A 13,592-nucleotide genomic window follows, 5' to 3' on the forward strand; every position below is an offset into this window, starting at 1 on the left:
AGAAAGGTGCATATTCTTCCATTGGATCACCCTTGGAGGAAGTTTAAAATAAACCCATATAAAAGATCATTTTTATCTAATACAAAATAGGACATTTCTATTTAACGGAAAACAGGACATTTTCATTTTGCTGTTACAAATCATCAGAATATCCTTGACAAAACTGTTTAAAATGAGTATAATTTATTCTAAGTCAAATTTTCATTAATAGGTGCTATAAAATAATAGGTGCTATAAAAAAATTAGTGGTTATGAAAGACAAGAACTTTAATATAGCTATTGCTGGAAAAGGAGGAACAGGGAAAACAACTTTTGCCGGGTTAATTATTAAGTATTTAACAAAGAATAAACTTACCCCCATCTTAGCTATAGATGCAGATGCCAATGCTAATTTAAACGAAGTCTTAGGAGTAAAAGCAACAAAGAGCGTAGGTGCTGTCCGAGAAGAATCTTTAAAAGAGATAAAGAATTTTCCTTCTGGCATGAGTAAAGAGGCTTATTTGGAGCTTTGTTTTCAAGAAATAGTTGTAGAATCTAAGGAATTTGACTTAATTGTGATGGGGTGTCCAGAAGGACCTGGTTGTTATTGTTATTCTAATCATGTATTTCGTAAATATATCGATATTTTAATGGAAAACTATAAAGTTACGGTTATGGATAACGAAGCAGGTATGGAGCATTTAAGCAGGCGGACGACGAAAGATGTAGATATACTATTTATTGTTACTGATTTAAGCATGAGAGGACTTCGGTCTGCTGTCAAGATTAGAGATTTAACATCTGAGTTAAAGTTAAATATTAAGGATGTAAAGTTAGTGATAAATAAAGCGACAGAAGATCTAGTTCCTGAATTCTATGATTTTATAGCAGAGAATAACTTAAAGTTAGCTGGCATAATACCTTCAGATGATTTAATCTTTGAATATGATTTAAAAGGAAGACCAATCTTTAATTTATCAGATAATAGTAAAGCTGTAGTAGCTGTAGAAAATATAATTAAGAATAATATCTAAATTCTTTAATTGATAGAATTTAATTGATAGAAAAAGAATTTATAGAAGAACTTATTTATAGAAGAACTTATTAAAAAGGAGATATTTTATGGGAGCTAAAATTTTATCAGGAAGTGAGATTGCTAAAGAGATTAGAGAAGAACTAAAGAAAGAGGTTGAAGATTTAAAGAATAAAGGAGTTATCCCTGGTCTGGCCACTATCTTAATAGGGAGTGATCCTGCTTCGCAGGTTTATGTAGGGCAAAAGACTAAAACCTGCCATAATTTGGGAATATTTTCTGACCAATATACTTTACCTGCCGAGACCAACGAAGAAGAACTCCTTTCCTTGATTAATAAATTAAATAATGATCCCAAGATAGATGGAATTCTAACCCAGCTTCCTTTGCCTAAGCAAATTAACGAGCTAAAAGTCTTAAATGTTATTTCTCCAGAAAAAGATGTCGATGGTTTTCACCCTATAAATGTTGGTAAATTCTTTACAGTCAAAGATTTTAATGAAATGATGGAGAAAAATTTATTTTTACCTTGTACTCCTCATGGAATTATAGAAATTCTCAAGAGAAGTAATCTTGAAATTAGTGGAAAAGAAGCCGTAGTGGTAGGTAGAAGTAATATTGTCGGCAAACCTATTGCCATGCTTCTTTTAGCTAATAATGCAACGGTAACTGTTTGCCATAGTAAAACATCTGACCTGCCTGCTGTTTGCAGAAGGGCTGATATTTTAATTGCGGCCATTGGAAAAGCGAAGTTTGTTACCGCTGATATGGTCAAGGAAGGTTCTTGTGTTATTGATGTAGGTGTCAACAGAACTAAAGATGGTTTGGTTGGAGATGTAGACTTTGAAAAAGTAACTGAGGTAGCCGGCAGCATTACTCCTGTTCCAGGGGGAGTAGGTCCGATGACTATTACCATGCTCATGGTAAATGTGGTTAAGTCAGCAAAAAAGAGATTAATATAAAAAAAAGAGAGGTGCAAAGATGTCTTTGAATATTCCATTAGAAAACTATACTGGAAGCATTAGGGAAGTTGCCGTGGGAATTGGAGATAAGATTGTTAAGATGGGGGGAGAATCTACTTTAGCTTTTTATAACTTTGAGGGTAAAATTATAAATAAACCTTTAGTAGCTTTAGGAATATGCGATGTTAAGCCTTCTAATTGGCCTAAAGCCTTAATAGAGCCTTATCAAGATTGCTTAGATAATCCTGTTGCTTGGGCAAAGAAATGCGAAGAAGAATACCAAGCTGAGTTAATCTGCATAGAGCTGATAGGAACAGATCCCAGTGGAGAAAATAAGACTCCTGAAGAAGCAGCAGAAGTAGTTAAGAATATTACTGAAAATATTAAGGTCCCTTTAATTGTATATGGATGTGGAAAAGGAGAGAAGGATACAGTTGTCCTTAAAAAAGTAGCTGAAGTTTGCCAAGGAAAGAATCTCCTCCTTGGTCCTTCTAAGGAAGATAACTATCGGTCTATTGGTGCGGCTTGCTTAGGTTATAAGCATAATATTATAGCTGAAACTCCTATTGATGTTAATTTAGCTAAACAACTAAATATTCTCTTGAATAATTTGGGAGTTCCTTTAGAAAATATGGTTATTGATCCAAGCACCGGAGCTTTAGGCTACGGGTTAGAATATACTTATTCAGTCATAGAAAGAGATCGACTCTCTGCTTTGACCCAAAACGACGATAAGATGCAACTGCCTATTATCAGTAATTTAGGTCGAGAATCTTGGAAAACCAAGGAATCAAGGATTAGCGAAGAAGAGCAACCTTTATATGGAGATGCTGCTAAACGAGGTATTATGTGGGAGGCAATTGGAGCGATAAGTTTATTCTTAGCCGGAGCAAATATTGTTGTGATGAGGCATCCAAAGGCAGCTTCCTTAGTAAAATTAGTCATAAATGAACTTTTTTAAGATTTGAAAGGAGTAGGATCATGGGACTTAGTGGAATTGAAATATTTAAAAAATTACCTAAGAAGAATTGCAAAGAGTGCGGGGTGCCTACTTGTTTAGCTTTTGCTATGAAGTTAGCTCAAGGTAAGGCCGAGCTGGTAGAATGTCCTTATGTTTCAGAAGAGGTGATGGTCGAATTAAGCGAAGCTTCGGCTCCCCCTATTAGGACAGTAACTATTGGAGTAGGGGAGAATGCTCTAAAGGTTGGTGGGGAAACAGTCATGTTCAGGCATGATAAAACTTTTGTTAATCCTCCGGGTATTGCTGTTTTAATTAGTGACGAGATGGGTGAAGAAGAAATTAATCAGAAGATTAAACAGTTTAACCAGATAAAGTTTGAAAGGGTGGGCTTAGTTTTAAAACCAGATTTAATAGCCATCAAGAGTGAAACACAAAATGGAGACAAGTATGCATCTTTAGTCAGAAAAATAAAAGACCAAACCGAGGCTAAGATTATCTTAATAAGTAGCCAGAAAGAAGTAATGAAAGCTGGTTTAGATTGTTGTCAGGATAAAAGACCACTTCTTTATGTTCCTACTTCTAATGGAGTTAATGAAATTGCTCAACTAGCTAAAGAAAATAATTGTCCTTTAGCGGTAAAAGGATCAAACTTAGAAGAGTTAGCCGAAACTGTAGATAGGTTAATCAAAGAAGGCTTAAAAGACTTGGTGATTGATTCTGGAGCCAGAGATATTAAACAACTTTTAGAAGATCAAATAAAGATCAGACGCACTGCTTTAAAGACCAAGTTTAAACCTTTTGGGTTTCCTACTATTACTTTTCCTAATGAGATGACCGAAGATCCTATGAAAGAAGCTCTTTATGCCGCGGTGATGATTGCTAAGTATGCCGGGATTATTGTTTTATCTGATTTAGAGGTTTATAGAATATTTCCTCTCTTGGTGCAAAGATTAAATTTGTATACCGATCCTCAAAGACCTATGGTTATGGAACCAAAGATCTATGAGATCAATGAACCAAATGAAAAATCACCAGTCATTATAACGACTAATTTTTCTTTGACTTACTTTATTGTTTCTGGTGAAGTTGAGGGCAGTAAAATTCCTACTTGGTTATGTATTATGGATACAGAAGGACTTTCTACTTTGACCGCCTGGTCAGCTGGAAAATTTGTTCCAGATTTAATTGCTGTTTATCTAAAGAAGATTGGAATTGGAGATAAGGTTTCTCATCGAAAGGTTATTATTCCAGGTTATTTAGCTCAAATTAAGGGTGAGTTAGAAGATGAGCTAAAGAACGAATGGGAAGTTATTGTAGGTCCGAGAGAAGCCAGTGATTTACCTAATTTTCTCCAAAAGATTGCTTAATAAAAGTTTGAAGATTTAAGGGAGGCTAAGATGATATTTATTGCTGAAAATATTAATATTATGTCAAAGACTATCGGTCAGGCCATAAGAGAGAAAGATAAAAAACCTATCCAGGAAATGGCGGTAAAATTAGCAGAAAATGGAGCTCACTATCTGGATTTAAATTTGGGCCCCGCTCGTAAGTCTGGCGATGAAATGATGGAGTGGTTAGTTAAGACTGTTCAAGAAGTAGTAAGCTTGCCTTTATCCTTAGACACTACTAATCCCGTAGCTATTGAAGCTGGGCTTAAAGTAGCTAAAGAGCAACCCTTAATTAATTCTATTTCTGCTCAAAAAGAAAGACTTGAAAAAACCTTGCCTTTAGCTAAAAAATATGAGGCTTCTTTTATTGCTCTCTTGTTAACTGATGCCGGTATTCCTCGAACTGCAGAAGAGAGAGCAGAAGTATTCTTTCAACTATATAATGCGGCTATGGAAATAGGTATACCAGGAGAAAACATTTGGGTAGATCCTCTTGTTTTACCAGTAGCGGTAGATCAAAAACAAGTAGTGGCTTTTGTAGATTTTTTAAAGATTTTACCAGAGTTAACGGGAGAAAGCTTTAAAACTACTTGTGGTTTAAGTAATGTTTCCAATGGATCTCCTAAAGAACTTCGTCATATCTTAAACTTATACTATGCAGCTATCTTAAATTTTAATGGACTTTCTTCAGCAATTGTTGATGGCTTAGAAACTGACTTTTTAAATAAATTAGAGACTTTTGATCAGTATAATGATTTAACTAGTTGGGTCTCTTCTCTTCTTTCTAAAGAACAAGAAGAAGCTAATAAGACCATCAAAGCATTAAACAACGAAGTCTTGTATTGCCATTCTTGGTTAGAACTTTAAACCTCTAATTCTTGGTCTTCCGAAAAAGAATTATTTCACAAAAAAGGATTGAGTTTTTTAGCCAAACTTGTTTGGCTTGAGGATATTTTAAAAACATAGTAGGTAAAATGATTAGTAAAAAGAGTTATTTTTTAGGCTTTGATCTAGGCTCGGTAAGTTTAAAGACCGTGATTATGGATTCTTGGAAAAATGTTATCGAAGAGCACTATATTCGCCTTAATGGCCAGCCACTAAAAACCTTTCTTAACAACATCAAGGATATTCTAAATAGATATCCCAAGGATACTTACCAGCAAGTATGTTTTACTGGCTCTGGCAGTAGTTTAATAGCTAAAAACTTAGGCGTCAGCGATGTTAATGAAATCATTGCCCAAGCAAAAGCAGTAGAATATTATTATCCTTTGGCTAAAACGATTATTGAAATAGGCGGAGAAGATTCCAAAGTTATCTTCTTAAAAAAAGATAATGATTCTCTTCTGATCGAAGATTTTGCGATGAATAGTAATTGCGCTGCTGGAACAGGTTCTTTCTTAGATCAACAAGCTCATCGTCTTCGGGTATCTATTGAAGAATTTGGAGAGTTAGCTTTAAAGGCTAAGGTAACTCCTCGTATTGCTGGAAGGTGTAGCGTCTTTGCTAAAACAGATATGATTCATCTTCAACAAATAGCTACTCCTGATTATGAGATTATATCTGGCCTTAGCTTTGCTTTAGTTAGAAATCTAAAGAGCACTTTAGTTAAAGGTAGAGCTCCTCAAAAGCCAATTATCTTTCAAGGGGGAGTAGCCGCCAATAAAGGTATTGTTAGGGCAATAAAGGAGGTATTTGGGCTAACTGATCAAGAATTAATTATTCCTAAACATTTTGCTTCCATGGGAGCGATCGGGGCAGTGCTTTTAGCTTTAGAGAACGAAACTAAACCAGTGGACATTGATTTAAATTTACTTGAAGAAAGATTAAGTCTTACTTGCTTAGATAAAACTAAAAGATTAGAGCCACTATCTTTTGATGATCGATACTTTCAAATTTCTTATGCTAATTCTACTTCTTTAAAAAAGAAAAGTTCCGATCAACCCTTGGGGGTATATCTTGGTATTGATATTGGTTCGGTGAGCACTAATGTGGTAGCTCTCGATGAGGAAAAGAATGTCGTGACTAAACAGTATTTAATGACGGAAGGCCGCCCGATAGAAGCTGTTCGTAAGGGATTAGAGAATACTTATCAAGCAATAGGAGATCAGGTTCGTGTTTTAGGCGTAGGAACTACGGGCTCAGGAAGGTATATGATTGGAGAGTTAGTGGGAGCAGATATTGTTAAAAATGAAATTACTGCTCAGGCTACCGCCGCTATAGAGATTAACCCCCAAGTAGATACTATCTTTGAAATTGGAGGGCAGGATTCTAAGTATATCAGGCTCAAAGATAAAGCAATTGTAGACTTTGAAATGAATAAGATTTGCGCCGCCGGAACTGGTTCTTTCTTAGAAGAACAAGCAGAAAAATTAAATATCAATATAAAAGAAGAGTTTGGAAGATTAGCTTTATCTTCGAAGGCTCCAGTTCCATTAGGGGAGAGATGTACTGTCTTTATGGAGTCAGATTTAGTCCATTATCAACAAAGTGTTTCTCAAAAAGAAGATTTAGTAGCTGGTCTTGGTTATTCCATAGCTCTTAATTACTTGAATCGAGTAGTGGGAGATCGCAAAGTGGGAAATGTTATCTTTTTTCAAGGTGGAGTAGCTGCTAATAAAGGAGTAGTAGCTTCTTTTGAAAAGATTACCGGTAAGAAAATTATCGTTCCTGAGGACCATGAAGTTACCGGAGCTCTTGGCGTGGCTTTAATTGTCCGAGAATTTATAAAACAACATCCTCAAAGCAGTAAATTTAAAGGTTTTGACTTTAGCCAAAGGAAATACAGTATTGATTCTTTTGAATGTCAGGGATGTTCAAATGTTTGTCAAATAAGAAAAGTTTCTTTTGAAGATAAAACTCCTCTATTTTTTGGGAGTCGTTGTGAAAAATACGATTTAGCTAAAAAGAAGAAGGATTCTTCCTTGCCGGATCTTTTTGAAGAAAGAGAAGAGCTGCTTTACAAGGATTATTCTTCTGTTAAAGCTCTTTCAGGTGCTCCCAAGATTGGTATTCCTCAGGTGTTATTCTTTTATGAGTTTCTTCCTTTGTGGAGTACTTTTTTTAAAGAATTAGGCTTTCAAGTGATTGTTTCTGACCAGACCAATAAGAATTTAATTCACAAGGGAATTGAATACGTGAATAGTGAAACATGTTTTCCTGTGAAATTAGTTCATGGTCATATTTTAAACCTGATAGAAAAAGAGGTAGATTATATATTTCTTCCTAGTATCATTAATCTGAAAAAGGAGTTTAACATAAATGAGAATCAGTCTTGTCCTTATGTTCAAGCTATTCCTTATATTATCAAATCAGCCTTTAGCTTTGAAGAACATAAGATAAAACTTCTTTCTCCGGTGATTCATTTCCAAAGAGGCATCAAATATCTCGAGAAAGATCTTATTAAGTTAGGCAAAGAATTAAATATTCCATCTTGGAAGATAAAAGATGCTTTAAAAGTAGCCCAAGCTGCTCAAAATTTATTTTACACTACTATTAAATCTCGGGGTAAAGAAATTATTAACAATCTTCCTCCAGATAAACCTTCTATGGTTATAGTGAGTAGATCTTATAATAGCTGCGATTCTGGAGCTAACTTAGACTTTCCTAAAAAATTAAAGAGCTTAGGTATTTTAGCTATTCCTATGGATTACTTAAATTTAGAGTCAATTAATGTTTCTAATTTTTGGTTACATATGTACTGGAAGAGTGGTCAGAGGATCTTAGCGGCTTCTAAGATTATTAGAGAGATAAAGAATTTATATGGTATTTATATTACTAACTTTGGGTGTGGGCCTGATTCTTTTATCCTTCGTCATTTTAAAGAAAGTATAAAACCAAAACCTTTTCTCCAAATTGAAATGGATGAGCATAGTGCTGATGCCGGAGTGATTACGAGATGTGAAGCCTTCTTAGACAGTCTTAAAAATATTCCTTCTTCTTTTTTCCCTGAAGATAATAAATTTAATTTAATCTTTAAACACACCCGGATTACTCACAAGTCAACCTTACAAGATAAATTAATCTATGTTCCTTATATGGGAGACAAGGCTTTAGGTTTAGTTGCAGGTCTTATTTCGGTGGGACTAAAGGCTCGTTTATTTCCTGAGGCTGATCAAGAAACTTTAAAATGGGGTCGGAAATATACTTCTGGCAAGGAATGTTATCCTTGTATCATTACAACTGGAGATATGGTTAAAGTTATTAAAAATAATGGTCTTGATTGTGATAAAATTGCCTTCTTTATGCCTTCTGGAAATGGGCCTTGCCGTTTTGGTCAATACTATAGTCTTCAAAAATTAGTCTTAGAAGAGTTAAATCTTTCTCATGTTCCCATTATCACTTTAAACCAAGATAGTAATTTCGTGAAAGAATTAGGTAGCTTAGGTTCTAAATTCTCAAAAGTAAGCTGGCAAGGAATTGTTTCTATTGATTTATTAGATCAACTATTGCGGGAAACAAGACCTTATGAAGTAGAAAAAGGAACCACCGATAAGGTTTATCAAGAATGTCTGCAAAAGATATTTAATACTTTAGTCCACAGTGGCGATATTTGCCAAACTATGAAGGACATTAGAGAAGCTTTTAGTCAAATTCCTACTAAGTACCAAGAAAAACCAGTGATTGGGATAGTAGGGGAAGCCTTTGTAAGAGAAACTCCATTTAGTAACAACTATATCGTGCAACAGATAGAGAAATTAGGAGGAGAAGTGTGGTTAGCTCCTTTAAGTGAGTGGTTTTATTATTTAAATTTTACCCGAAAAAGAAGAGAGCTTCATAAGAAAGATTTTCATTCTTACTTTGTTTCTTTAAAGAATAATTTGTTTCAAAGATTTACTGATCATCAAATTAAGAAGAATTTAAAAGGTTTTATAAGAAACTACGATCATTCAAGGATAGAAGAAATTGTAGAGTTAGGAAGTCCTTATATTCACCCTTCATTTGAGGGGGAAGCTATCTTAAGTATAGGAAAATCTCGAGACTTTTTTTATAAGGGACTTTCAGGAATTATTAATGTCATGCCTTTTACTTGCATGCCCAGTACCATAGTTAATTCTATCTATAAAAAATTTAGAGAAGACCACGATAATATTCCTTCTCTTAGCTTAGCTTATGATGGACAAGAAGAGACAAATACTTTAGTTAGATTAGAGGCTTTTCTCTATCAAGCTAAGCAATACAAAAAGAAGTAAAATTAAGGATTCTTTTATAGTAGTTATTAACGAAAACCTTACAACGGAAATAATACCGAGTGATAAAAGATAAACTCGTTGGCACTCAATTAATTGCTCTGTGTCAAATTTCCATTAAATTAATAGGTGCTATATAAGTATATAGGTATATAGCCACCCAACAACCTCTATTTAATGGCTGCTACTTAAATATACCTCTGAACATGGGACTTACGATGTTATATCTGGCGTTAGAATCTGGAGAAGGTTATGGGTGGGGAGTGGCTGGCAGCTACCTCATAAAAGAATTATCAAAGCTGACTGAGGTTGGTCTTATTAATCAAAATACCATAAAAGATTTTAAGACCCCAAGTTTACCCCATGATATATTTCATGGCACTAGGAATGAAACTTTACTTCCCCAGTATCCTATCCAAGGAAAGAGAAATTTTGGTTATACTTTTTTTGAAGTTTCTTTACCTCCAGAAGCTAAAAAAAATTCTTGCTTTTATGATATTATCTTTGCCGGTTCAAGTTGGTGTAAGGAAAAATCAATAGAACATGGAATTGCCAGTACAAAAACTCTAATTCAAGGAGTAGATCCAGAACTATTCTTTCCCATAGAAGAAGAAAAACAAAATTATAAGGATAATTTTGTAATATTTTCAGGGGGAAAATTTGAATTTCGCAAAGGTCAGGATCTAGTTATTAAGGCTTTTAAAATACTCCAGAATAAATATAAAGATTTATTTCTAGTTTGCGCTTGGTATAATTTCTGGGATTTTAGCCTAAAAACCATGAAAATGTCCTCTCTTATTACAGTTGATTTGAGTTCCCACGATTTTATAGAGAATATAAAAAATACCCTCTCTCTTAATAAAATAGATTTGAGAAGAGTAAAAATCTTACCTTTTACAAAATCAGATAAATTTAGAGAAATTTTTAGGGATACGGATATAGGAATCTTTCCCAATAGATGCGAAGGGGGAACAAATCTAGTTCTTATGGAATACATGGCTTGTGGCAAGCCATGTATTGCTAGCTACAATAGTGGGCATAAGGATATAGTAAATAAACAAAATGCTCTCTTGTTAGAAAAAATGATTCCTCTAAAGATATACCAAAAAGAAACTAACTATCTTTTGTTAAATTGGTTTAATCTCTCTTTGGAGGAATTAGTTGAAAAAATAGAGTATGCTTATCATAATCGAGATAAGCTAAAGGAAGTTGGAAACAAAGCAGGTAAAGACTTACGCTCATTTAGCTGGGAGACAACGGCAAAGACTCTTTTAAGCTATATCCAGTGAATAAATGAATCTTTAAAAAAATGCGAGCAAGTCCAAGTATTTCTGTTAATGCTTAATAGCAAATTGGCATAACTTAATGTTTACCGAAATATACCATAAAAATATCAATTTAATAAGCTGCTCTTTGAATAAAAAGATAGCTTTTAAAGAGATAAATTACCAAAAATTTAAAATACTCTTAACTAAAAGCGGACAAAAAACTATTTATGGCTATTCTCCTTATGAAAAAAAAGATATTTTCCTTCACAGTAAATTTGATCCTCTGGCTCAATCTCAAAAATTAATAGAAAGGTATAATTTAAAAGGAGTAAAAGCTATCTTAATATTTGGTTTTGGGTTAGGGTATCATATTCAAAACTTAATAACTAAAGCTGAAAAAGATGCTCAGATAATAATTATAGAACCAGAAGAAGAATTATTTAAAATAGCTTTAAATGAAGTAGATCTTAGCTTTATCTTCGAAGATAAAAGAACCGAACTCTTAATTGGAGTTAATCTAGAAGAAATAACAAAACTCCTCCAAGAAAAGAAGGATTCAAATGAAAGTCTGCTAATTATAGAAAACCCGCCATCTATTAATTTAAATAAGTTTTACTTTAATTGTCTCTATAAATTTTTATCTAAAAGTTTCCCTACAATAGCAAAAAGTAAATTATTAAGTTCTGACGATCATATCTTTAGCTTAATGGAAGGCTTAATATCTGACTGGCCAGTAGAAGAAGATAAAGATCTAAAGTATATTTTAGATAATAGAGAATTAAGCCCCCAAAAAATCCTTTTAATCCAACTTACTGCAATTGGAGACATAGTGCAAACTACTCCAGTTTTTTTAGGTCTTCGAGAAAAACATCCTAACTCCTACCTTGCATTTTTAACCGAGCAAATAAATTATGACTTAGTAAAAAATAATCCTTATCTTAATGATATTTTTATATTTGATAATGAAAATATTAAGACTTCTTTGAGAAACTGCCAGAATTATAATGAGGTATTTGAAAAAATTAAAGTTTTCCTTGATCAATTAAGAGAAAAAAATTTTGATTTAGTTATAAACTTACATCTAAGTCTAAAAAGTGCTCTACTTACTAAGCTATCTGGCAGTAAAGATGTTCAGGGAATTAACATAGACGAATATGGAAAATTAATAGTAACAGGACAACCCTGGGTTCATTATAAATATTTTTTATATTATGGTGGTCAGAAAAAAATGCATATGAATATTATAAACCCAGTAGGATTGCAATCTTTATCGGCAGGAGTAAATCCAAGCAATAAAAAACCTTATCTAAATATAAGTAACAAAGAAATAGAAGAAGCTAAAGATTTATTAAAACAATATAATCTTAACAAGGATAGAGAAACAATCGGATTTTTTATAGGAGCTAGCTATCCTTCCCATAGGTGGAAAGAGGAATATTTTGCTCAACTGGCTGATTTATTAATTAGCAAGAGAAATTCTACAGTTTTACTTTTTGGAGGAACAGGAGAGTCTATTATTGGAAATAATATATTAAAATTAGCAAAGTATAAAGATAAAATAATAAATTTAGCTGGAAAGACTTCTCTTGGGCAGTTAGCTAGTCTTATATCTTTATGTAACTATATGGTAGTTAATGATACTGGGCCAGGGCATATGGCTGGGGCAATTACTTCTTGTCTTTGTATTGCTGGTCCTGCTTGGGCCGGGCCTTTTGGTCATAATCATCTAGCCATAGTTGCCAATATAGCTTGTGCTGGTTGTCTAAAATTAGAATGCTTAGAACATACTTGTATGAAAATAATTACCCCCGAAAGTGCCTATATAGCTTTAAGTTTGCTACGCAAATTAAAAACCAAGCCCAAAGAGTTCAAAAAGCATACTAAGATTTTAAATTCTAAAATATTTAAAGATATTATCTTATTTTATGTCGGAATGGAAAAAATAGATAAATTAGAATTTTATCACCCTTTAAATTATAAAAATTCTCATCCTGAAGAAATTAGCGAAAATATCTTTTTTCATAGCTTCTTAAATATTTGGGAATTACTAAAAGGAAAGAAAAATTACCAAGAAAGTTTTAAAGGTAAGATAGACTTTCTCTTTTCACCTCAAGAAATAATAACTCTAGTAAAAAAACACTACCATATAAAAGAAAATATTCCAAGCGTCAAGAATGAAATTGAAAAAATTGCCAAAGAAATAGAAGGGATTAAAAATCTTAGCTTACAAAGCATAGAATATATGGATCAAATTATTAATTTGATCCATAAAGACACTAAGTATAATTTAAATCTCTCCTTAATAAAAGAAATAAATGCTTCCTTGGTGGAAATATTCAATAGAATCAAAGAAAATAGATATTCTTTTATTTTTTCTTGCTTAAATGATATGGAATATTTTGATAAAGAAGAGGATGTTTTATGGCCTATTAAAAGAATGAAGAGGAATTACCTTAATATTGGAGACAGTTGTAAATGTATAACTATATTTTTATCAGAAATAATGGATTATTTATAAAGCAATTACTTTTTACAATATTCTTGTCAATGGGAAACTAAGCTATTTTCAGCAGCAATTCTAATTATGAAAACTTACAAGACAGATTAACCTAATTTCTACGATTTTCATAGAAACATTAATGAATTTTCCCAAAGCTTGAATTAAAAAGAAACCTAATTTGATTCTAGTTCAGCCTTTTTAATCACACCTTGTAACTTATTAAACCAGACAAATATCTATTTTTCTATGTTTTGGACAAATCTCTCCCCCTATCTTGAAAACGTTGTCAAGTATTTTCTTTTTTAAACCTTCTTG

General features: G+C 33.0%; 8 protein-coding genes. All 8 read left to right on the forward strand.

The genetic code is table 11. The annotated features are described in order from the left end of the window. Nucleotides 1-251 precede the first annotated feature (251 nt). The 8 genes from KJ849_05795 (at nucleotide 252) to KJ849_05830 (ending at nucleotide 13,295) form a co-directional block, all read left to right on the forward strand. A complete protein-coding gene (locus KJ849_05795; protein ID MBU2600067.1) occupies nucleotides 252-1,013 on the forward strand; it encodes a carbon monoxide dehydrogenase in 762 nt (253 codons plus the stop codon). A gap of 88 nt (nucleotides 1,014-1,101) precedes the next feature. Next, nucleotides 1,102-1,974, forward strand: a complete 873-nt coding sequence (gene folD, locus KJ849_05800; GenBank protein MBU2600068.1) for a bifunctional methylenetetrahydrofolate dehydrogenase/methenyltetrahydrofolate cyclohydrolase FolD — start codon at nucleotides 1,102-1,104, stop codon at nucleotides 1,972-1,974. A gap of 19 nt (nucleotides 1,975-1,993) precedes the next feature. Continuing rightward, nucleotides 1,994-2,935, forward strand: coding sequence for an acetyl-CoA decarbonylase/synthase complex subunit delta (locus KJ849_05805; GenBank protein MBU2600069.1), 942 nt, complete (start codon nucleotides 1,994-1,996; stop codon nucleotides 2,933-2,935). A gap of 20 nt (nucleotides 2,936-2,955) precedes the next feature. Then, entirely contained in the window at nucleotides 2,956-4,302 is a 1,347-nt protein-coding gene (locus tag KJ849_05810) for an acetyl-CoA decarbonylase/synthase complex subunit gamma (GenBank protein MBU2600070.1), read from the forward strand. Between the two features lie 30 nt (nucleotides 4,303-4,332). After that, nucleotides 4,333-5,190 (forward strand): dihydropteroate synthase, encoded by an 858-nt coding sequence (locus KJ849_05815; GenBank protein MBU2600071.1) that lies wholly within the window; start codon nucleotides 4,333-4,335, stop codon nucleotides 5,188-5,190. A gap of 107 nt (nucleotides 5,191-5,297) precedes the next feature. Continuing rightward, nucleotides 5,298-9,512, forward strand: a complete 4,215-nt coding sequence (locus tag KJ849_05820; GenBank protein MBU2600072.1) for a CoA activase — start codon at nucleotides 5,298-5,300, stop codon at nucleotides 9,510-9,512. 215 nt (nucleotides 9,513-9,727) lie between these two features. Beyond that, the gene (locus KJ849_05825; protein MBU2600073.1) at nucleotides 9,728-10,798 is read left to right on the forward strand and encodes a glycosyltransferase family 4 protein; all 1,071 of its coding nucleotides are present in this window, start codon (nucleotides 9,728-9,730) and stop codon (nucleotides 10,796-10,798) included. 124 nt (nucleotides 10,799-10,922) lie between these two features. Then, on the forward strand, nucleotides 10,923-13,295 hold the full coding sequence (locus KJ849_05830; protein MBU2600074.1) for a glycosyltransferase family 9 protein: 2,373 nt from the start codon (nucleotides 10,923-10,925) through the stop codon (nucleotides 13,293-13,295). Nucleotides 13,296-13,592 lie beyond the last annotated feature (297 nt).

Source organism: bacterium (assembly GCA_018830565.1).
Classification (GTDB): Bacteria; UBA9089; JAHJRX01; order JAHJRX01; family JAHJRX01; genus JAHJRX01.

Coding starts and splice junctions, on each gene's coding strand:
- folD (MBU2600068.1), top strand. CDS start 1,102: ATGGGAGCTAAAATTTTATCAGGAAGTGAGATTGCTAAAGAGATTAGA.
- KJ849_05815 (MBU2600071.1), top strand. CDS start 4,333: ATGATATTTATTGCTGAAAATATTAATATTATGTCAAAGACTATCGGT.
- KJ849_05805 (MBU2600069.1), top strand. CDS start 1,994: ATGTCTTTGAATATTCCATTAGAAAACTATACTGGAAGCATTAGGGAA.
- KJ849_05825 (MBU2600073.1), top strand. CDS start 9,728: ATGTTATATCTGGCGTTAGAATCTGGAGAAGGTTATGGGTGGGGAGTG.
- KJ849_05820 (MBU2600072.1), top strand. CDS start 5,298: ATGATTAGTAAAAAGAGTTATTTTTTAGGCTTTGATCTAGGCTCGGTA.
- KJ849_05810 (MBU2600070.1), top strand. CDS start 2,956: ATGGGACTTAGTGGAATTGAAATATTTAAAAAATTACCTAAGAAGAAT.
- KJ849_05795 (MBU2600067.1), top strand. CDS start 252: ATGAAAGACAAGAACTTTAATATAGCTATTGCTGGAAAAGGAGGAACA.